General features: G+C 44.3%; 17 protein-coding genes and 1 tRNA gene. 9 read left to right on the top strand and 9 right to left on the bottom strand.

The window, feature by feature from the left end; genetic code table 11:
* The first annotated feature begins 72 nt into the window (after positions 1 to 72).
* Entirely contained in the window at positions 73 to 357 is a 285-nt protein-coding gene (locus tag P4S59_RS10585; RefSeq protein WP_005380700.1) for a YeaC family protein, read from the top strand.
* 105 nt (positions 358 to 462) lie between these two features.
* Here P4S59_RS10585 and ansA read toward each other — a convergent pair whose 3' ends face one another.
* Together ansA and sppA are read right to left on the bottom strand one after the other, a co-directional pair.
* Entirely contained in the window at positions 463 to 1,476 is a 1,014-nt protein-coding gene (gene ansA / locus P4S59_RS10580; protein WP_046874512.1) for an asparaginase, read from the bottom strand.
* A gap of 164 nt (positions 1,477 to 1,640) precedes the next feature.
* On the bottom strand, positions 1,641 to 3,491 hold the full coding sequence (sppA, locus tag P4S59_RS10575; RefSeq protein ID WP_337168387.1) for a signal peptide peptidase SppA: 1,851 nt from the start codon (positions 3,489 to 3,491) through the stop codon (positions 1,641 to 1,643).
* 224 nt (positions 3,492 to 3,715) lie between these two features.
* On the opposite strand from sppA, the gene P4S59_RS10570 reads away from it, so the two are divergent.
* Complete coding sequence (locus P4S59_RS10570; RefSeq protein WP_256957561.1) at positions 3,716 to 5,728, top strand: NADPH-dependent 2,4-dienoyl-CoA reductase; 2,013 nt, start codon at positions 3,716 to 3,718, stop codon at positions 5,726 to 5,728.
* Positions 5,729 to 5,788: 60 nt separating this feature from the next.
* Here the strand turns inward: P4S59_RS10570 and P4S59_RS10565 are convergent, their stop codons facing one another.
* On the bottom strand, positions 5,789 to 7,105 hold the full coding sequence (locus P4S59_RS10565; protein WP_337168386.1) for an MFS transporter: 1,317 nt from the start codon (positions 7,103 to 7,105) through the stop codon (positions 5,789 to 5,791).
* A gap of 173 nt (positions 7,106 to 7,278) precedes the next feature.
* On the opposite strand from P4S59_RS10565, the gene P4S59_RS10560 reads away from it, so the two are divergent.
* Together P4S59_RS10560 and P4S59_RS10555 are read left to right on the top strand one after the other, a co-directional pair.
* Positions 7,279 to 7,827, top strand: a complete 549-nt coding sequence (locus P4S59_RS10560) for an NAD(P)H nitroreductase (RefSeq protein ID WP_337168385.1) — start codon at positions 7,279 to 7,281, stop codon at positions 7,825 to 7,827.
* Between the two features lie 103 nt (positions 7,828 to 7,930).
* Positions 7,931 to 9,898 carry a DNA topoisomerase III gene (locus P4S59_RS10555; protein WP_337168384.1) on the top strand — a complete coding sequence of 656 codons (1,968 nt, stop codon included), beginning with the start codon at positions 7,931 to 7,933 and terminating at the stop codon, positions 9,896 to 9,898.
* A 44-nt stretch (positions 9,899 to 9,942) separates the two neighbouring features.
* On the opposite strand, the gene P4S59_RS10550 is transcribed toward P4S59_RS10555, so the two are convergent.
* Both P4S59_RS10550 and P4S59_RS10545 read right to left on the bottom strand, forming a co-directional pair.
* Positions 9,943 to 10,149 carry a hypothetical protein gene (locus tag P4S59_RS10550; RefSeq protein WP_005380717.1) on the bottom strand — a complete coding sequence of 69 codons (207 nt, stop codon included), beginning with the start codon at positions 10,147 to 10,149 and terminating at the stop codon, positions 9,943 to 9,945.
* Between the two features lie 183 nt (positions 10,150 to 10,332).
* Complete coding sequence (locus P4S59_RS10545) at positions 10,333 to 11,022, bottom strand: SDR family oxidoreductase (RefSeq protein WP_258640822.1); 690 nt, start codon at positions 11,020 to 11,022, stop codon at positions 10,333 to 10,335.
* 270 nt (positions 11,023 to 11,292) lie between these two features.
* Between P4S59_RS10545 and P4S59_RS10540 the strand changes: the two genes are divergently transcribed.
* Entirely contained in the window at positions 11,293 to 12,216 is a 924-nt protein-coding gene (locus P4S59_RS10540) for a histone deacetylase family protein (protein ID WP_337168383.1), read from the top strand.
* A 191-nt stretch (positions 12,217 to 12,407) separates the two neighbouring features.
* Here the strand turns inward: P4S59_RS10540 and P4S59_RS10535 are convergent.
* From P4S59_RS10535 to P4S59_RS10525, 3 genes are all read right to left on the bottom strand, one after another.
* A tRNA-Ser gene (locus tag P4S59_RS10535) sits at positions 12,408 to 12,498 on the bottom strand.
* A gap of 154 nt (positions 12,499 to 12,652) precedes the next feature.
* Entirely contained in the window at positions 12,653 to 14,461 is a 1,809-nt protein-coding gene (locus P4S59_RS10530; RefSeq protein ID WP_337168382.1) for a DUF3413 domain-containing protein, read from the bottom strand.
* Positions 14,462 to 14,483: 22 nt separating this feature from the next.
* Positions 14,484 to 14,711, bottom strand: a complete 228-nt coding sequence (locus tag P4S59_RS10525) for a YejL family protein (protein ID WP_005380722.1) — start codon at positions 14,709 to 14,711, stop codon at positions 14,484 to 14,486.
* A gap of 85 nt (positions 14,712 to 14,796) precedes the next feature.
* Here P4S59_RS10525 and yejK point away from each other — a divergent pair, with 85 nt between their 5' ends.
* The 3 genes from yejK to P4S59_RS10510 all read left to right on the top strand — a co-directional run bounded on the left by yejK (position 14,797) and on the right by P4S59_RS10510 (position 18,462).
* Positions 14,797 to 15,795, top strand: a complete 999-nt coding sequence (yejK, locus tag P4S59_RS10520) for a nucleoid-associated protein YejK (RefSeq protein ID WP_005396521.1) — start codon at positions 14,797 to 14,799, stop codon at positions 15,793 to 15,795.
* Between the two features lie 82 nt (positions 15,796 to 15,877).
* Positions 15,878 to 17,194 (top strand): Hpt domain-containing protein, encoded by a 1,317-nt coding sequence (locus tag P4S59_RS10515; protein WP_337168381.1) that lies wholly within the window; start codon positions 15,878 to 15,880, stop codon positions 17,192 to 17,194.
* 104 nt (positions 17,195 to 17,298) lie between these two features.
* Positions 17,299 to 18,462, top strand: coding sequence for a chemotaxis protein (locus P4S59_RS10510; RefSeq protein ID WP_337168380.1), 1,164 nt, complete (start codon positions 17,299 to 17,301; stop codon positions 18,460 to 18,462).
* A gap of 88 nt (positions 18,463 to 18,550) precedes the next feature.
* On the opposite strand, the gene nhaC is transcribed toward P4S59_RS10510, so the two are convergent.
* Complete coding sequence (nhaC, locus tag P4S59_RS10505) at positions 18,551 to 19,984, bottom strand: Na+/H+ antiporter NhaC (RefSeq protein ID WP_005396525.1); 1,434 nt, start codon at positions 19,982 to 19,984, stop codon at positions 18,551 to 18,553.
* A gap of 430 nt (positions 19,985 to 20,414) precedes the next feature.
* Here nhaC and asd point away from each other — a divergent pair, with 430 nt between their 5' ends.
* Complete coding sequence (gene asd / locus P4S59_RS10500) at positions 20,415 to 21,530, top strand: aspartate-semialdehyde dehydrogenase (protein ID WP_005396526.1); 1,116 nt, start codon at positions 20,415 to 20,417, stop codon at positions 21,528 to 21,530.
* Positions 21,531 to 21,563: the final 33 nt, after the last annotated feature.

Genomic DNA, 21,563 nt, shown 5'->3' with positions numbered 1-21,563 from the left:
CATTTTCGTATTCTTGACTCAGTTTCTTAACCCGTTATGTTCTGTAAATAGAATGTAATAAGAAGGTACATTATGGACGCAGAACAACTATTACAAGCGATGACTCCAGAAGTTTATGATCGCTTAGTCTATGCAGTAGAAACGGGAAGATGGCCTGAGGGTACAACACTTTCTAAAGAGCAGCGAGATTCGTGTATGCAAGCTGTGATGTTGTATCAATCAAAACATAATACTGATGCGCAGCATATGACGGTTGCAGCTGGCGGTGAAATCAGCTTTAAATCGAAGCAAGAACTTAAAAAACAATTTAGCGGAGAAGAGAGCGACATTGTTCGTGTCAATCCGAACATTGATTAAGTGAACCTTTGATTTTTGCAGGGTGTCGTTTACCGCTACTACTTTGACTTTAAAAGAAAAAAGCCCAATCTCTATTGGGCTTTTTAGATCGTAGTAAGTTTGAATTTACAGGCTCATCTCACCACGCAGTACTTGCTGCATTCTCTCTTTCACTTCTTCGTAAGAAAGGTTTTGGCTTAGAAGGTAATGCAGTTTTGCTAGTGCCGCTTCTGGCGTCATGTCAAAGCCGCTGATAACTCCAGAGTCTGCCAGTGCACAACCCGTGGCGTAGCCGCCCATATTCACTTTGCCTGCCAAACATTGAGTTAGGTTCACGACAATAACGCCGCGCTCAGAGGCTTCTTTTAGGTGGCCCAGTAGCTCAGGGTTTTGAGGCGCGTTGCCGACACCAAAAGTCAGAAGAATCATCGCATTTACAGGCTGACGAAGCGTATTACGAATAACTTCATGTGATATACCAGGATACATGGTGATCACACCGATTGGTTGTGGCGTGATGTTGTGAACCTTAAACTCACCTTCTGGTTGTGCACCAACGGTTACGCTGTTGCTTACTTGAATATTGATCCCAGCTTCCAGTAGTGGAGGAAGGTTTGGTGAAGTAAAAGCATTAAAACCGTCCGCATGAGATTTTGTGCTGCGGTTACCACGCATCAACTGATTATTGAAGAACAAAGTAACTTCGTTGATCGGGTAGTTTGCGGCAATATGCAGAGCATTCAATAGGTTTGCTTGACCGTCAGAACGCAGCTCCGCAAGAGGGATCTGTGAACCTGTAACAATCACTGGCTTGCCAAGATTTTCAAGCATGAAAGACAATGCAGATGCTGTATATGCCATGGTGTCAGTACCATGTAGGATGACGAAACCATCGTATTTGTCATAGTTGTCACGAATATCATCCGCAATCTGCTGCCAGTCGGCAGGCGTCATATCTGATGAGTCAATCAGAGGGTCGTATTCGTGGATAGTGTAATCCGGCATTTCAGGACGGTGAAACTCTGGCATGCTTGCTAGTTGCTTTTCCATAAAGCCAGCAACAGGCACATAGCCGTGATCCGATTTTTGCATTCCGATGGTGCCACCGGTGTAAGCGATGTAGATGTGTTTTCTAGTCATCGTTTTTTCTTTCATGTAGGGGAACAGAGGCGGGGATTATATACCTAAATAACCTTGAGATGCGAGGCTATGCGCACAGCATCAGAAAGTCATCTGAGGAGATGTTGAGCGTAATAAAAAGGGCACCTCAAGTAGAGATACCCTTTGTAATATTAATGAAAAAGCTACTGCACTTGGCAGTTCAAACAAAATGCGTATTGACCTTTAGGATCGTTAAAGCTTTGTAGCAAGCTTGCGTCTTGTTCGAACTGTTGAGCTACGGGTTGAAGACTTTTTGGTAGCAAGCTGGTTGCATCAATACCTAGAGAGACTTTCACCTGTTTCATGAACTCTTGTAAAAATAGTTCAGTGGGAGAAAGCGGTTCTTCTACCCAGTAAATGCCGTAATCAGTCACATTCGCCAGTTTTGCCGCTAGTTCTACGGCATCATCAAAGTCACCCATCTGGTCGACAAGACCAAAGGATAGTGCGTCTTGTCCTGTCCAAACTCGACCTTGAGCGACGTTGTCGACTTCCTCTAGAGACATATCGCGATTCTCGCCAACCAAAGAAATAAAGCGCTTATAACCGTGCTCGATACCTAATTGGAATACTTGAGACGCGCCGTCAGAAAGGCCAGTGGTAATACCGTCACCAGAGAACGGCGATGTGCCAACGCCATCAGTATTAATGCCTAACTTGCTAAAGCCTTTTTCAAACGTGGTGATGACACTAAAAATACCAATGGAACCCGTCAGTGTTGTTGGCTGAGCAACGATCTTGTCTGCGCTCATTGAAATCCAATAACCACCAGAAGCGGCTAAACTCGACATGGATACAACAACTGGCTTGCCTGCTTGTTTCAGTGCTTCGACTTCGTTGCGAATCACTTCAGAGGCAAAGGCACTACCCCCAGGGCTATCTACTCGCAACACGACCGCTTTCACCTTTTCATCATTGCGTGCTTGACGCAACAAGCTTGCGACGGTGTCACCTCCGACAGTACCACGAGGTTGTTGACCATCCATAATCGCGCCACTGGCTAGAACAACGGCGATATCGTGCTGAGGTAGTGTGTAATCAGGGCGAATCGTTGCAAGGTAGTCGTAGTAACCAATCGCGTTGTAGCTGTCTTTGCCGTCACTACCAAACTGCTTTGCAAATAGAGTGCGAATGTCTTGGCGTGTCGCGAGTTCATCAACCAAGCCCAGTTTAACCGCGAGCTGAGCAAGATCACCGTCCACTGACTTCATTTCGTCAATCAGCTCATCCATGGTTGGGTTAAGCACTTTCGCATCAATATTTCGGTTTGTCGTTACGTCATCAACAAAAGCACTCCACAATTGAGTAACCCAACGTGTTGCAGACTCTTTCGCCGCATCGGACATGTCATCACGAATAAACGGTTCGACAGCGGATTTATAAGTACCTACGCGAAAAACATGAGTAGAAACATCAAGCTTTTCCAATAACGTTTTGTAGTACATTGAATAGGCACTGTAACCTTTAATCAATACGCCGCCATCCGGTGCCAGGTAAACTTTATCAGCGTAACTTGCCAAGTAATATTGGCTTTGGTTGTAGAAATCACCTACAGCGTAAACTGGTTTACCTGACGCTTTAAATTCGTTCAACGCTTTCGCGATGTAACGTAATTTCGTGAGATTTGTTTCTGGCATGTCTCGCAGTGCTAGCACTAATCCAGACACTTTAGGATCGTCTTTCGCGTAGCGAATAGTATCAACGATATCGAAAAGGACGTTTTCTTTCGGTAACTCATTGCCCAAAAGGGAACCAGCAAAAGAGTCCATTGGATTTACATAGCGTCTTTGTTCGACAATCGGACCTGAAAGATTCATCACCAATGCCGACTCTTTTTCGACGACGGGTTGACCGTCTCCGGTATAAGTAAAAGCAAAGTAGAAAACGGCAATCATCAGCAAGAAGATCAGGTTTGCCAGTGCGAGTCTGATAAAGGTGATGCTCTTCCATATCCCTTTAAATATCAAACCAATAAATTTGAAGAGTTTTTTCATCTTGTCTCCATAACGAGATAGTTACGCCGAGTCTAACAAAGTATGGGTTCTTATCTCTAAGATCTCAAAAGATAACATTTTTTTAGCTTATCACGACCACTCAACAATTGGCATATTTTCACGCGAGATTGATCGGTGTTACAAAAATGTAAACGCTTGTTTGATTTTTTGGTTGAGTGGGCTTAATCTGGTCAGACCATGATAATAACAATGGATGTTAAGTGATGTCTGCCATGTACCCAAACCTATTAAAGCCACTGGATCTCGGTTTTACACAATTACGAAACCGAGTCCTGATGGGATCAATGCACACGGGCTTAGAAGAGCACAAAGAAGGATTACAGAAGCTCGCGGCTTTCTATGAAGAACGCGTGAAAGGCGGTGTTGGACTGATTGTAACCGGAGGTTTTTCTCCGAACTTACGCGGTCGTTTGCACCCATTGAGTGCTGAGTTCAGCAAGCCAAAGCATGCCAAGGCCCACAAAGTTGTGACAGAAGCGGTGCACAAGCACGGTGGCAAAATTGCCCTACAAATTCTTCATGCTGGGCGTTATGCCATGCATCCATTCTCGCAAAGTGCGTCTGGCATTAAAGCGCCAATTGCAAAGTTTGCTCCGAGTGAAATGAGCGACCGCCAGATTAAGAAAACCATTGATGCCTTTGCGAACAGCGCTGAGTTAGCCCAGCTTGCTGGTTATGATGGCGTCGAGTTAATGGGCTCGGAAGGTTACCTGATAAACCAATTCTTATGTAAGCGCACGAACATGCGTTACGACGAATGGGGTGGCAGTTACAAAAAACGTATGCGTTTTCCGCTAGAAATTGTCAAAGCGGTTCGTAAGGCGGTGGGCGACAAGTTCATCATCATTTTCCGTCTCTCTATGCTGGATCTTGTCGAGCAGGGCAGCACATTTGAAGACGTTATCGAATTGGCGAAAGCGCTTGAAGAGGCTGGCGTCACGATTATTAACACTGGCATTGGTTGGCACGAGGCTCGAATTCCGACCATTGCGACTCAAGTACCACGCGGTGCGTTTACGTGGGTTACGGAAAAAGTTAAACCTCACGTTTCGGTTCCTATCATCACTTGCAACCGTATAAATACGCCAGACGAAGCAGAACGTATTTTATCTTCAGGTCATGCCGACATGGTATCGATGGCGCGCCCATTCTTGGCCGATCCTTACTTTGTTGCTAAAGCCGAACAGGAAAAAGCGCAGCTTATTAATACGTGTATTGGTTGTAATCAGGCGTGTCTAGATAACGTGTTTAAAGGTAAGCGCGCCAGTTGCTTAGTGAACCCACTTGCGTGCTATGAAACCGAAATTGTTGTTGAACCAGCCTTTAAGAAGAAAAACATTGCCGTTGTTGGTGCAGGCCCTGCGGGCTTGGCTTGTGCGACTACACTGGCTGAACGTGGCCATAAGGTTGATTTGTTCGAAAAGAACGACCGCATCGGCGGTCAGTTCCGTCTTGCTATGCAGATCCCTGGTAAGGAAGAGTTTCGAGAGACGATACGATATTTCGCTAATCGTATTGATGAAACAGGCGTGAATCTGCACTTATCGACGGAAGCGAACTATGACCTACTAACAGAATACGATGAGATCGTGATGGCGTCGGGTGTCGAGCCACGTAAAGTCAATATTGATGGAATTGAGAACCCAGAAAAAGTCGTCGACTATCAAACACTCATTCGAGACAAAACGCCAGTCGGTGAGAAAGTGGCTATCGTTGGTGCTGGCGGTATTGGCGTAGATGTCGCGACCATGCTCACAGAGCCGGTTGGACAAACGTTGGATGACTGGTTGCATGAATGGGGAATCGACAAAGAGATGTCTCAACCGGGTGGTTTATACCCTTACCCTGATGCGGTCAGCGATAAAGAAGTCTGGGTGCTTCAGCGTCGTAAAGGTCGTGTAGGTAAAGGTCCGGGTAAAACGACAGGTTGGATCCATAAACGTACCCTTGAAAAACGGGGCGTACATTTAGTCGGTGGCGTGTCTTACGATAAAATTGATGATCAAGGTTTGCACATACATGTAGACGGAAGCGCGCAGTTACTTAATGCAGACAAAGTTATCATTTGTGCGGGGCAAGAGTCTGTTCGTCCATTTGAAGATAAATGGTCTGAACTCGGAGAGAAGATTCATATCATTGGCGGAGCTGACCATGCGGGTGAACTTGATGCTGTGCGTGCGATTCGTCAAGGTGTTAAATTGGCGGTAAAACTCTAGCTTTTTAATGTGTGTTTACCATGAAAGCTGCGCTTTGAGCGCAGCTTTTTTTGTATAGAACTAGTCACTGATATCTGGCAGTTGTTTGGCCATTACTACGCCAGCAAGAGTAATAAAAGAGAACACTAACACCACTGCTGAAAGGCTCAAAAAGTTCGACATAACACCAAGAGAACTCATTAGAAGCAGCATTATTCCAACCACCGTGTTACTCACGGCTACATAGCTTGTCCGCTTGTCACCTTCTGCGATATCAACTAAGTAGGTTTTTCGTCCGACTCGTATTCCGTCGTGGGCAATGCACACACAAAAGTAGAGTAGAGGAATCACGAATAGGAAGCTTTGGCTAGCGGTGACCCACGTATCGTAAAAAAATAAAACAACGCCAAGTAGCGCGCTCATCGTTGCGCCGATGACCATAACACTGCGGCTAGAGCGATCGGACATTCTTCCCCAGAAAGGACCTGACACAAAGGAGGCCAAGCCACTCGCAAACATAAAGAGAGCTAGCACCCAGAGCTGTCCACCGAGAGATTGCTGTGCCAGCACAACGTAGTACGGAGCACTCAGCGCAGAACATAAAAATAGTGTCCGCGTGATAACGAATCGACGAAAGGTCACGTCTGTCTTAAGTAACGCGAGTTGTTTAAATGCTTCGAGGACGCCATTTCGACCACCGTCTACCTCACCGGCATACTCATTAATTCGTGCATAAACTAATGCCGCAATAAGCCATATGGCGCCCGCTAACCCTAAACTCAGACTGTAAAAGCGCTCCGTCGGCTCTACGTCCCATAACCAGGCTAGTGCCAGAAGGCTAGCGAAAAGTAGTGTAACAAGGCCAGCAGCGCTTGAAGACCAGCCGTTGACTTGACCTCGTTGGTTTTTAGGGATGGTTTTGCCCAATACATCTTTTGATGCGACGGAATTTAAACCGCGTGAGAGGCTGAAGATCACAAGACATGCAATTACACCATAACCCGCAGCAGCTCCTGTCAGAGTTAATGCGACCACTCCGATTGCAAATATGGAAAGAGCCTGCAAGATGCTGCCAATTACCCAGACCCATTTTCTTACTGGGAGGCGACGAATATAGTGCGCAATACTAAGTTGTGGGATAAGGGAACCTGACTCACGAATAGGAACCAGCCAACCAATTAAGTAAACCGGTGCCCCAAGACTTTGTAGTATCCACGGCAACGTGACTTTAGGGTTGATTAACGCATCGCCGACCTTCGTTAAAAACTGAGCAAGAATGATTTTAAGAAAGTTGCCGGGAACTTGATGACAAGCTGATTCAGGAATCGCCTTACAGGCACGGGCATCTTCGTCATTAACGATCTTTTCGTAAATGCTGTTTTGTTTGTCCTTGTTCATCAACCTGCCTATGTTCAACTTATTCATTTCGCGAATAAATTAACATTAAATCCAGTTTGATGTTAAGTGAAGCACGTTATCAAGCCCACAGAAAACCGGTTGTTATTCGTAGGAACAGATTGTGCTAAAGTGGCGTAAACAAAATAACAACGATATTCGATAAGGATTCTTTCATGGACGCTCTCGATCTTTTGCTCAATCGCCGATCTATCGCGAAGTTATCTGCGCCTGCACCAGAAGGTAAAGCGCTTGAGAACATCATTCGTGCAGGCCTTCGTGCGCCTGACCATGCGGGATTAACCCCTTGGCGTTTCGTTATCGCACAGGGCGATGGTTTGAAAAAACTGTCAGATATCTTGGTAAAAGCGGCAGAAGCTGAAAAGAGTGATGAAGCGGTGGTCGAAAAGGTGAAAAATTCGCCATTTCGTGCGCCAATGGTGATCACGGTGATTGCTAAAGTAACGGAACATGAGAAAGTGCCTGCACTAGAGCAACACTTATCTGCGGGATGTGCCGTACAATCCATGCAGATGGCAGCGGTAGCGCAAGGCTTTCAAGGGTTTTGGCGCTCAGGTAAGTGGATGTTCCATCCAGAAGTTCATCAAGCGTTTGGTTTAGAAGGCGACGATGAGATTGTTGGTTTCTTGTACCTAGGTACGCCTGGTTGCACACCGATGAAAGTTCCTGAGCGTGACCTTTCTCAGTTTGTTGAGTTTCTATAACTGAGCATCTAGGCAAATTGACTGTTTATTTATACAGTTTTTCTTGATTTATTAGGGCTACATTCGTTAATGTGGCCCTAATTATATTTATTTCCAAAACGTTATGTCTCGTCTGTTTATTGCTGAAAAACCAAGCTTAGGCCGTGCGATTGCCGCTGCACTGCCAAACCCTCAAAAGAAAGATCAAGGATTCATCCGCTGTGGGAACGGGGATATCGTTACTTGGTGTATCGGCCATTTGCTCGAACAAGTCGAACCTGACGCTTACGATGAGCGTTATAAAAAGTGGAATATGGCAGATTTACCAATTGTTCCGCAGCAATGGCAGCTCAGACCGAGGAAAAGCGCAAGTAAGCAATTAACAGTGATTCGTAAATTGCTCAAAGAAGCTAACGAAGTCATTCATGCAGGAGACCCAGACCGAGAGGGTCAGCTGTTAGTTGATGAAGTTCTCGACTATTGCAAGTTATCTAAAACCAAGAAGGAATCCACACAGCGTTTGCTGATTTCCGACTTGAACTTACCTGCGGTTAAACGCGCACTCAGTTCTATGCGCAGTAATCGCGAGTTTATCCCACTTTCAGTTTCTGCATTGGCTCGCTCTCGGGCTGATTGGCTGTATGGTATGAACATGTCTCGTGCTTATACCTTGCTTGGTCAAAAAGCAGGGTATCAAGGTGTTCTCTCGGTAGGGCGAGTGCAAACGCCAGTTCTTGGCTTAGTGGTGCGTCGTGATGAGGAAATCGAAAACTTTGTCCCGAAGGACTATTTTACCCTACATGCTCTGATTCCGTATCAAGATGCCAATGGTACTTTTGATATTCGTGCTCGTTGGAAGCCAAGTGAGGCATGCAAGCCTTGGCAGGATGAAGAAGGGCGAGTGTTAAACCGTAAGTTAGTGGAAAACGTTGCAAACCGCATTGCAAATCAACCCGCGAAAGTGACGGAGTCGGAACAAAAGCAAACCAAGCAATCCGCACCACTACCTTATTCATTATCTGCTTTACAGATCGATGCAGCGAAGCGCTATGGTATGAGTGCGCAACAAGTACTAGATACTTGTCAGGCATTGTATGAAAAGCACAAGCTGATCACTTATCCACGTTCAGATTGTCGCTATTTACCGATGGAACACTACTCACAAGCAGGGACGGTGACAACAGCTATTGCGAATAACGCAAAAGAGCTGCAAGGTGCCGTTCAGGGAGCAGACTTAACATTAAAGTCCAAAGCCTGGAACGATAAAAAAGTGGATGCGCACCATGCGATTATCCCTACACCAAAACAAGCTAATGTGAATGTGCTTTCGGGCAATGAGATGAAAGTGTATCAATTGATTGCGCGCCAGTATCTCATGCAGTTTTATCCGGCGGCGGTTTACGCAGAAGCGAAATTGGTTTTCGATATCGCTGGTGGTACGTTTATCGCGAAAGGTCGTCAGTTAGTTTCGCCGGGTTGGAAAGCGCTAATGGGCAAAACTGACAAGGAAGATGAAGGTATTGATGCCGTACCACCGTTACCAGAAGGCACCGTGTTAACTTGTCGTGAAGGGGAAATAAAAGACCGAAAAACCGAGCCACCAAAGCACTTTACCGAAGCATCGCTGTTGCAAGCGATGACCGGGATCGCCCGTTACGTTGCGGATAAAGAACTGAAAAAAATCCTTCGTGATACTGATGGGCTAGGTACGGAAGCGACTCGCGCTGGTATTTTGGACACGCTGTTCAAACGCCAACTGCTCACGCGTCAAGGTAAGTCAATTCTCAGTTCTCCTGCGGGAAGAGGTCTCATTCATGCTTTGCCAGAAGATTCAACATACCCTGATATGACGGCTCATTGGGAGCACCAGTTACAAGGTATGGCAGAGAGAAATCAAGCATATCAGCCGTTCATGCAAGCACTGGAACAACGCATTGATAGCTTGATGGCACAAGTAAAAGCAGGGCCTATCCCTGATTCATTACGTCATCTACCCAAGGTGGAACGTCCTGCGTTTAAACGTAAAAAGCGCAGTTATTCAAAGAATGGTGGCGCGACTAAATCTCGTGCAACCAAAGGTAAGCAGGCATAGGACAAGCGCGGCGTAATTAAACTCCGCGCATGCTTGAAAATAGATTACTCGAACAGATCGCCGTGGTTTTGGATCGCGCCTCTTACTTCACCTTGAGTTAACACGCGTTTGTCCAGTACCTCTTTCACCTGGTTGCCCAAGTCAACTAATGTATCTCGATTCGCTTGAGTTTGGCGTTTACCAGCACTTCTCAAGCAGTAATTTAGTTCGTGCTCTTCGCTAAAATTAACCAAATCCCTATCTGCTGCCATCGTGCTTTCTCCTTATTTGTTCTACTTTTTCCTAAGTCTGGATTGGATGTAGATAAATTCAAGTTAGATTGCGCGAATTATGCTGGTGGATCACTGATGAACATTATGTTTGCCAACCAAGTCACGATTATGAAGCCTGGCTTTGATGGTATTTGGTTTAGTGATGGTTGTGTCTTAATGCTGCTACCAAGGTAACTCAGTACCATCGTAGTTAATAAATCGACCTGAAAGTTGCGGTGTACTCAGCTCTATCACGTTCGCGAGGCCCTGTGCGGAGGTTTGCGTATCTATCAATGCATTTGGTCCGCCCATTGCCGTTTTTACCCAACCAGGATGAAGCGCTAAAACGGTAAATCCTTCAGGTGTTAAATCATTACTCAAGCTTTTAACAACCGAGTTTAGCGCCGCTTTCGATGAACGATAAATATAACCGCCACCGGACGTATTTTCGGTCATGCTCCCCACTTTTGATGAGATACAAGCAATCTTTTTTATCTTGCCTTGTTGTAAGCGAGGGTAACAGTGCTCAACCAGTTTTAACGGTGCAATGGTGTTTACTTCGAAGACTTTACGCCATTCTTCTACGTCAGTGTTTCCAAAGCCATATCCCTTGGGGCCGTAATATCCCGCATTGTTAATGAGTAAGTCGATGGCGGGGAGCTTATCTGCAAGCAGAGCGACTTGTTCGTAGTGAGTGACATCCAGTTCGTGCAAAACTAGATTGCTGTAATGTGAGGCTAGAGTTTGTAGTTCAGAACTGTTCTCTAAGGAACGGCTAGTAGCGTGTACTTGATGGCCTTGCTTCAGGTACAGCTCAGTTAAGCTAAGGCCAATGCCGCGATTTGCTCCGGTAATAAAGACGGTTTGACTCATACAAACACCTATTTTTTTTGATTTCAGTTGAAAGTCATTGTGTTAGCTAAGTGCAATAAAATCAACCAACCACCACGCACCAACAACGAGAGATGAAAATAGGGACAGAGCACAAAGAGAGCCAAACAGTGCGCCGAGAATAGCAAAGAAAGTAGAATTCATATGTATATTAAATTTAATTGATATTGAAAATCATTATCAATTAAATTGCTTTTTATTCAACCCTTGAAGTTGATACTATTTCGTTACCATTGTTATTAAGAATTTCTCATGCTGCCATTTATCTACCACCCGATTTATTCTCAACTTGAGTTGCCAGAGGGGCATCGTTACCCAATTATGAAGTACCAGTACCTCTATGAATCGGTATTGGTACATATGGAGAAAGATAACTGGAAAGAACACGTGCAGTTTTTCCAGCCAGAAGCATTAACTGTTGAGGAAGTAAAAAGTGTTCATGACCAGGAATACGTCGACTTACTTGTGAATGGAAACATGCCAGCTGCGAAGATGCGCCGAATAGGTTTTCCTTGGAGTGAGTCTCTCATTACCAGAACGCTAACTTCAGCAGCGGGCACGGCTTTGACCGCAAATAAAGCACTTGAGTATGGTGTTGCCATTCATTTGAGTGGCGGGTATCACCACGCACACAAAGAGTTTGGCAGTGGTTTTTGTTTATTTAATGACTTAGTGATCGCGGCCAGGCAAGCGCTCGAAGTCGAACATGTCGATAAAGTATTGATCATTGATAGTGATGTTCACCATGGGGATGGAACAGCAACTTTGTGTCACGATGAGCCAGATATCATCACGCTTTCTTTCCACTGTGACAAAAACTTCCCGGCTAGAAAGCCTCAGTCTGATCTAGATGTGCCATTGGTGCGAGGAACAGGTGATGAGGACTTTTTAATAGCGTTTAAGGAAGTGGTCGATATGGCGCTTAATCTTCATCGTCCTGATTTGGTTATCTACGATGCTGGTGTTGATATACATCAAGACGATGAGTTGGGATATTTTGATGTGTCGACGCAAGGGATTTTAGAGCGTGATAGATTTTTAATGCAAACAATGAAATCGCGAGGTATCCCTGTCGCAGCTGTCGTCGGAGGTGGATATCGAACGAATCATTCAGACCTCGTCCCAATCCATTTACAGCTCATTAATGCCGCTAAAGAAGTTTTTGTTGGTAAGTAAATACAACTAGACGTGAGTATCAACCTGATTCATAACGGGACACTGGAACGAAAAGGGCGCTAATTTTCTAATGGGTTCTTTCTGAATGTGGCGATTGCTTGGCTTGTATTCAAGGAGGGATTTGTACAAATCTTTTCAAATCTGGATATACGAAAAAGCCCGCTAATTTCTTAGCGGGCTTTTTCTAAATGTGGCGGAGAGATAGGGATTTGAACCCTAGATACGCTATTAACGTATGCCGGTTTTCAAGACCGGTGCTTTCAACCACTCAGCCATCTCTCCGTTGTTGAGGCGCATAATATAAGGCTTTGAAAATGTTGTAAACCCCTAGTTGAACTGATTGGATGTTTACTGCGCAAATTTGTGGTTTGTGTTGTTTAAATAAACAAAAACTCCCCAAAAAGGGGAGTTTGAATAGTATATGGATTGCTAGGTATTAATCGTTTTTAGAATAAAAACGCTGTAACTCAGTTAAACCTTGCATCAAAACTGGCAACTTCGGTGCATCATCTCGAAGTCGTTTGTAATTTTTGTCATACAACTTGTAGTTGCCAAACTTATCGATCACTGTGGTTTGTGAGCTAGTAATTAAGGCAAGCTCACGAGTGTCACCCGCTAGGATCCAACGGCGACGACTTTCGTCAAATAGGTTACGACCACTACTGTAATCATATGGGTTGGAAGATACACCGAGCATATCCTGCAACAACGTGACCGAAAGGTCCAAGTGGCTTGTGCTGTGATTAAATTCACCAGCCAACATTCCTGGCCATTGGATTACCATAGGAACTTGTAACTGATAACGGCTGTAGTTGCTGTTTGCGCCCCAGCTGTTCGTATTGGTTTCGTTAAACTCACTACCGTGATTAGAAGTGATAATCACGATGGTGTTTGTCAATAGTCCATTTTTTTCAAGCTCATCAATAATACTAGCGACGGTTTTATCCGCTGATTTCACCGCATATTCATAAGCTTTTTTGAATCGCTCACTTGCGGACATTTCTTCGTCATTATTTGAAGGAATCGATTCAAAATTATCAACGGTGGTGACTTCGATGTAACTAAACCATGGCTGACTTGCTTTCTCTGCTAACCATGTATTCCAGTTTGCGATAGATTGTTTATCGGTATGAGCTTGCGTGCCATCGAGGTCTTCCGCTAAGTTCAAGTCGCGGAAAATAATTTCTGAGTAGAGATCATCTTCAAACCCACTGCCACTGAATAAACCAAAGTTGTAGCCCTGATCTTTCAGTACATCAAGCAATACTGGGGACGCACCTTGCGCCTTGATGCTTGATGCATAACTGGTCGGTAAGCCATAAAACAAACCAAAGGCCCCGTATGTATCATTACTTGAGCTGTAATGATTACGGAAGTTCTGATTGTTTTCGGCAAACTCATAGAGGTTAGGCATCTCTTCTGGATTCAGCGCGTCTGCACGCAGGTTGTTTACGCTGATCATCAACACGTTGAGCTTATTGACTCGACGGTTAAACTCTAGCTTTTCCAGAGGGTAATTGACTAACTCTACGTTGCCTTCATTTTCCGCTAAGCGTTTTAGGTATTCCTCACGGTCAAGTAGACCATGTTTTTCCATAAAACTCTTCGCCGTCATCGGGTAAGACAATGGGAAGTTTGAACGCTGACTGGTAATTGGATTGTAGAAGTATGCATCTGCCCAAATATAAACCAAATGGCTGGTCATAAAACTGAGGAAAAATACAGCTGCTAGAGGACGTCCTACGTGCTTATGAGAAAGTTTGCGCTGTTTTCGCCATACCCATTCCGATAGAGCGAGCTGAATAAGGAAGATCAGCGGCATTACAACAAAGAGATGCTGTAGATCAGTACTGAGTGCACTTTTATCTTCGCTGAATAGTAACTCCCAAACGACAGGAGTTAAGTGCAAATTGATAGACTGATACGCTTGGGTATCAATCAATAATATGGTTTGCCCAACGGTCGCGAAAATCACTGCCACCAAACGGAACAATTTCCGCGATGGCAGGATAAACGTTAACGGGAATAGAACGAGCAAGTAAAGCGCGAAAACTAGAAAGCCAAAGTGACCAACCCAAGAAACCGCCAGATAAAACTGACCAAGTAACGTCTCGGGCCAAGGAGACTGAACAATGTAGCGTGTGCCTATCAACATCGATGCGACGATATTGAAGAATGCAAACCAGTGACCCCAACCAACCAGTCGAGATACACGTTCGCCGTATGAGTTTCCGCTGTCTACCATGTATGTGTTCTATTGTCCGTTATTAGTGTGTTTTTGGTGTTTCTAAAGAAGACATCAGCGCCTGAGCAAATTTTTCAGCAATCGCTTTGCGTTGTGAAGCAGCAACACGTTGATTTAAGACATTGGTTGCGATATTTCCGGCAATCATTAGCGTCAACTCAGGAGAAGCAGCGTGTTTTTCAAGAACTGTTGCTACTTCAGCAAGAATTTTCTCTACTTGCTCGTCAGTATATTTAGATGTAATCGGCATAAAGACTCTAATAATGATAGTAAAAGCGGCTTATGATAACCTACAATGCCCATCAACTAAAACCTTGTAGCAAGATAAAATCACTATGAGCCTTCATCTTTCAAACGTTATTCTGCATCAACTGTGCAAAAACGATCAGGACGAGCTAGTTGTAAACTTTCGTCCAGCATCATTAGAGAACGATGCATCTACTGAAAACTTAGTCGCTGAGCTTCACCGAGTATTCCATTCTAAAGCTGGTAAAGGTTTTGGCTCTTTCCAGTCAGACAGCGAATTTCAATTTTGGCTTCAAGAAATGCGCAAAGGAGAGCGAGATTTTTACGACTTCTCACAAATTAGTGCAAATCGCTTGAAAGAAGAGTTGATTAAGTACCCATTTGCGGATGAAGGTATTTTGGTTTTCGCTGAGTATCAGAGTTTAGCAACGGACTACTTGTTCATCGGTATCTTACCAATGAACCAAAGTTTAAAAGTGACCGAAGGTTTGGACATCAGTGCGACGGATTACCTAGATATCACCAAAATGGATATTGCGGCACGCATTGACTTGTCGAGCTACGACACTGACAAGGAATCTAATCGTTACTTGCAATACATCAAGGGACGCGTCGGCCGTAAAGTGGCGGATTTCTTCCTAGATTTCCTGCAAGCGGACATCGGCTTAGATACTAAACAACAAAACTTAGTGTTAATGCAGGCGGTGGATGATTTTTGTGCTGATTCGAAGCTAGAAAAGCAAGAAGTGAATGAGTACAAGAAACAAGTTTACGATTACTGCAATGAGCAAATTAAATCCGGTGATGAGGTTCAAATCTCAGAGCTTTCTGGAGAGCTTCCTCCAAGCCAAGATGGCACAAGCTTTATGGATTTTACCAAAGAGCAAGGGTACGAACTTGAAGAATCTTTCCCAGGTGACCGTGCGACGGTTCGCAAACTGACTAAATTTGTTGGCGCTGGCGGTGGCTTGAATATTAGCTTTGATAGCCTATTGCTTGGCGAGCGTATTTTTTATGACCCAGAGACGGATACCTTAACGATTAAAGGTACGCCACCAAATCTAAAAGATCAGTTGAGTCGCAACTAAAACCATATCGTCAAATTAAGAGAGCCAATGGCTCTCTTTTTTTATGTGAATAAGAAACATCCATAGTATATGCTTGTAATTAATGGAGATATGCGAGGGGCGAGTGTTGCTGAAGCTAAAAGAAGGAATGAGGCGGTTTGTTTGGTTCTGGTTCGTTTTATGGTGTGTTTTAGCGCTAGGGATTTGGTTGCAAGCCAAACAAACGATTCAAACCATTTCAACAGTGAATGAGCTAGGAAGCAAAGTCGAAGAAGTCAGACATTTTTTTAACTTCGATCTGCCTTATCGTGTTAAGCACGTCGACCAAGTTTCACTAAAACTTCAGTTAGCCTATGCAGTTCGCTTACAGCTTGAAAGTGAGTTTTCTGAAGGAAAAATCACACCAGATATTACTCAATTGCTTTATGCGACCGATCGATTTTTAGAAAGTGCTCGAGCCTTTGTAGGAAGTGACAGTGAGCTAGTCTCATTAGCCGAGCAGTTGCGAAGGAGCCGTGCCCGAGCTGAAAACTCTGAGCAAATTCAATCAATGTACTATCGCTTAGGCGCACTTGTTTTGGAGTCTATTTTTAGTGACTCAGCAACGAATAGCGATACTTATCGTGATTTAGACCGACTTTTTATCGAGTCGGACACGCTTTCTCCTCAAGAGCGAAGTGCTTTTCAGCGTCAACTTGCCCAGACTTCAAGCGCGCTATCTGCCAAGGCGCAAGGCAGCTATCTAGTTAATCAACTGCTTAATCCTGATTTCCCGAACCAGTTAACTTCGATAAATGACCAGTTGGAACAAAAGTTGATGACCTTTGTTACTTGGTTGTCAGTAATCAGTGGTTTATTTCTTTCTCTTATTTCATGGGGGCTTTTCTCCCAAAGAACCGTTCAGCCGCTAATACCATCAAGAGCAGAGGATAAAGAGTCTGAGCAAGTTGGTGGGTCTTACGTTGTTTTTTCTGCTCAGTCCGAAATCTCTCAAAGCAGCCAAGTTAACGAACAGAGCCCTAATGAGCCGAACATATCGCAAGTGGAAGTCGTGGAACGTGAGCCGTATATAGATATCAATAAGATGCTGGACTCGCTATCGGGAGATGAAAGCGCGGTGCGAATGTTACTTGAAGTCTTTATTCAGGATCACTCTGGCGATGGTTCAAAAATGCATCGGCTATTAGAAGAGGATAAAGAGCAAGCGCAAAGAGCGGCTCATAGTCTTAAAGGGGTCTCGGGAAGTTTAGGGGCAATGCCATTGCACTGCATTTCGGGTGATATTGAACTGTTGATTAAACAAGGGCAAAAAGTGCCGGAAGAGAAACTGACACGTTTAGATGATGTCCTAAAGCAAACCATACTTTTCGCTAACCACGTTCTCAATAGTGAAAAGATACAAGAAGCGCTAACAGATTGATATTGCTCTGACTTACAATCATCAGAGTTGGGGTATTAAAGGCTCGAACTATATGGCTTAGTTCGCTTTATTCCTGTTCCATAGAATTTGTTAAAGGTACTTTCATGTCCGTTCGTCGATTGTCTTCAATGATGTTGATAGGGTTGGTTATGATGCTTTCAGGGTGCTCCCTGTTAGAAGTGAAAATCGAGAGTCAAACCGTCCCTCTTACCAAACAAGAGCTTAATATGCGTCTCCTGACTCGTGAGTATGCGCAACAGTTTTTTGCTCAGGTAGAGCAAGCTGCTGATGCATTGCACGATCAATATGAGCCGCATGATAAAGTCCATCAATCTTATATTTTGCTTTGGAAGATAAATGCTGAAGAAGGTCTTCAAGCCGCAGCATACCAAGTCTCGCCAATGGCAGCACTGATTGATACTTGGACTTTTACGCTACAGATGGATCAATTCTTTACGACTGGCCCTGGTAATGAACTATTTGCGACAGAGGAGGCAAAGTTAGTTTCTGCTCACTTAGCGAAAGAGGTGGATAAACTGGCTCAATCTCTGTTGAAACAAGAAGCGTACATCAAGACACAAGCGTTTGTTGCAGAGTTCGTTAAGCAACATCCATTCGCGGACTTAAGTATGATCAGGACGCCAGCTTACCGTGGGTGGTTAGATGCGAATCAAATTAGCGAGGAAGAGGCAGTGACTACGCTAGGTACAATGCCAGAAGCATTAGGGGATGTCTCGGATCGTCTAAGCCTTGTATCAGAACAGACCCCCAAAATTATGACTTGGAAGGCGCAGTTATTAGCATTAAATAGCTCTGCCAGCATCGAAAAAGTTAATGCTGCGCTAAATAGCCTACAAGTTACGGCTGATTCGATGAAGGACTTTATTGATAACAATCCAGAGTACATGCGCTATTTGGCAGAGCAAATGGCGGTGGAGTTACAACCTTTGGTTGACGATATTGACCAAAAAACGCAAGCGCGTTTATCTCAATTGGGTGAGGAGCGCCAAGCTTTAGAGTTGATGGTAGCCAGAGAGCGCCAAGAAATCGCGCAGATCATTGCCCATGAGCGTGAGAAGTTTGCTCAAGATATGGACCGAGTCTCGCAGGAAGTGGTCAGTTTAGCGATGACCAAGCTGATTGAGCTCGTTAAAAGTACCATTATCTACTTCATCTTGTTCATTGCCGTTATATTCTTTGCACCACTTGGCTTGGGCTATTGGTTTGGTAAGCGTGCAGCAGTGAAAACGCAAGTCAAACAAAGTTAACGTTTGGTTGAGATATAAAAAAGAGCGCTAATGCGCTCTTTTTCTTTGTCTTTCACTCGGAAGAGAGATTCTTCCTATCTATGCGAACTCAAGCGGTTTGCTGCTTCAGTTCACCTTCTGCTTGTTCAACTGCTTCCGCTGTTGGTTCGCATTTATCAACAAACCAACCCATGTAGGAGCTGATGATAGTCACGATGATACATACAAAGCTTAGCCACATGAACGGTGCGTAAGATAGTGTCGCAACACCCAGAATACTTGCCATGTAGATACCATTGTCACTCCATGGAACCATACCAGATGTTAATGTGCCGCCGAACTCTGCGTTACGAGACAAGTTCTTACGTTTGTAGCCTAGGCGATCGTAGTTCTTCGCACAGATTTTTGGTGTCAGGATAAGTGAAACGTACATCGCTGAACCAAATACGTTCCCCATAAAGGCTGTACCGATTGTACTTGTTGCCAGTGAACCTGCACTTTGAACGCGTTTTTCAAACAGCTTAGCGATAGTTTCTAACACACCCACTTTATCTAGTAGACCACCAAAACCAAGGCCGAATACGATAACTGCTACCGAGCCAAGCATTGAAGACATGCCGCCACGGTTAAGAATGGAGTCAATGAAATCTACGCCTGAAGAAATCGCAAACGGAGCCCAAGCGGTGTTGAACGCGGTTAGGAAGTCCACATCTTGAATCATTACTGCCCAAATAATACCGAGCAGAGAACCAAAACTGATCACTGGGAATGAAGGCATACGCATTGCTAGAAGTGACAATACGATGATCACAGGAACAAATGAGTAAGGCGTGATGTAGAATTGCTGCTCCATCGCTTTAATTACAGAGTCTACCTGGCTCATGTCAACTTGACCAGCGTAGTGGAAACCAAATGCAGTAAACATAATGCCTGTAATAATGTAGCTAATGAGTGCGATCGGCAGCATGCCTTTAATATGTTCCATCACTTCAACGTTAGACATAGATGAAGCAAGGATGACGGAGTCCGATAGAGGCGACATTTTGTCACCGAAGTAACAACCTGAAAGCACTGCGCCAGCTGTAATTGGTGCAGGAACGCCAAGGCCTTGGCCAATACCCATCATCGCAATACCAGCAGTACCAGCAGCGCCCCAAGAGGTGCCAGTCGCTAGCGCAGTCAATGAACAGATGATCATGGTAGCGAGCAAAAAGATAGAAGGGTGAATTGCTTTAAGGCCATAGTAAATAATGGTTGGAACAATACCACCAGAGATCCACGTACCAACAAGCGCGCCAACGGCAAGAAGAATTAAGACGGCTCCAAGTCCATTGGAAATGCCATTTAGCGCAGCTTTTTCCAGATCTTTGTACTGATGACCAAGCTTAATGCCTAATATCATGATAATGAACCAACCGATGTACAGCGCTAGCTGGATCGGTAGGTCTAGTTTGGCAGTGAACGAAAATGCCAGCAGTAGAAATAAACCGAGCGAGATAAATACCTGTATCAAGCTTGGTAGGCGTGGTGTAACTTGCTTCATATGTGCCTCTGTCAATCTTGGAGCAATAGAGGAAGGCGCTCCTTGTTGTAATCGCGCATAACATACATTAACAAAAATTATATTTCGAATATTTGGTGTTTTATCTTGATGTTCGTCGGCAAAAACGTTTGCTTGTGAAATTAACTGTTAGTTTGTTTTAACTTTTTTGGTTTTAAATGTTGTGTAATGTGAAATTATTGTGCTTCATGTGTTATTTTATCACTGGGTGGTAAGACCAATTTGGAGTAACAGGGCTTTCCCTACTTGAAAAATGGCCGAAATCGCAAACCAAACACTAAAAAATCTCGTTTAACACGAATTTTCATAGGAAAAGGTTAAAAAATAGGCTTATTTACAAAATAGGGGTTGAGATTTTGATGCGAAAAATTAACTATGGGGTAGGTTTTTTAATACATGGAGAGTTAATACGATGAGAGTTGGTTTAGTTGGTTGGCGCGGTATGGTTGGTTCAGTCCTTATGCAGCGTATGGTTGAAGAGAAAGACTTCGACCTAATCGAACCAGTATTCTACAGTACTTCTCAAGTTGGTATTCCTGCTCCTAACTTAGGAAAAGACGCAGGCTTACTGCAAGACGCGTATGATATTGAAAGCTTAAAACAGCTTGATGCGGTAATTACATGTCAAGGTGGTAGCTACACAGAAAAAGTTTACCCAGCACTTCGACAAGCCGGTTGGAAAGGCTACTGGATTGACGCAGCATCTACGTTACGTATGGCGGAAGATTCCATCATCACGCTTGATCCTGTGAACTTAAAGCAAATCCAACAAGGCATCCACGGTGGCACGAACACATTTGTTGGTGGTAACTGTACGGTTAGTTTAATGCTAATGGGTCTAGGTGGCTTATTCGAAAAAGGCCTTGTTGAGTGGACAAGCGCCATGACATACCAAGCCGCTTCTGGTGCTGGCGCGCAAAACATGCGTGAACTGATCTCGCAAATGGGCGTTATCAATGACTCTGTAAGTTCCGAGCTTGCAAACCCATCAAGCTCTATCCTAGATATTGATAAAAAAGTTGCAGACACAATGCGCAGCGGTTCTTTCCCTACCGATAAATTCGGTGTACCACTAGCTGGCTCGCTTATTCCGTGGATCGATGTGAAACGTGATAACGGTCAGAGTAAAGAAGAGTGGAAAGCGGGCGCAGAGGCAAACAAAATTTTGGGCTCACAAAGCTCGCCTGTGCCAATCGATGGTACTTGTGTCCGTATTGGTGCGATGCGCTGTCACTCTCAAGCACTCACTATCAAGCTTAAGCAAAATGTCCCAATGGATGAAATCGAAGAAATCATCGCCACTCATAACGACTGGGTTAAAGTGATTCCTAACGATCGTGATATTACCGCGCAAGAACTTACACCTGCAAAAGTAACAGGCACTATGTCCGTACCAGTAGGTCGTCTACGTAAGATGGCAATGGGTGATGACTTCCTAAATGCTTTCACTGTTGGTGACCAACTACTTTGGGGCGCAGCAGAACCATTGCGTCGTACGTTACGCATTATTCTTTCTGAGAAAGCATAATCACATCAATCTTTGTTTGATGACAAAATAAAA

It is taken from the genome of Vibrio sp. M60_M70 (assembly GCF_037162085.1).
Taxonomy (GTDB): Bacteria; Pseudomonadota; Gammaproteobacteria; order Enterobacterales; family Vibrionaceae; genus Vibrio; species Vibrio diabolicus.
The sequence above is the reverse complement of the archived record's forward strand: the minus strand, read 5'-3'. Positions and strand labels throughout refer to the sequence as shown.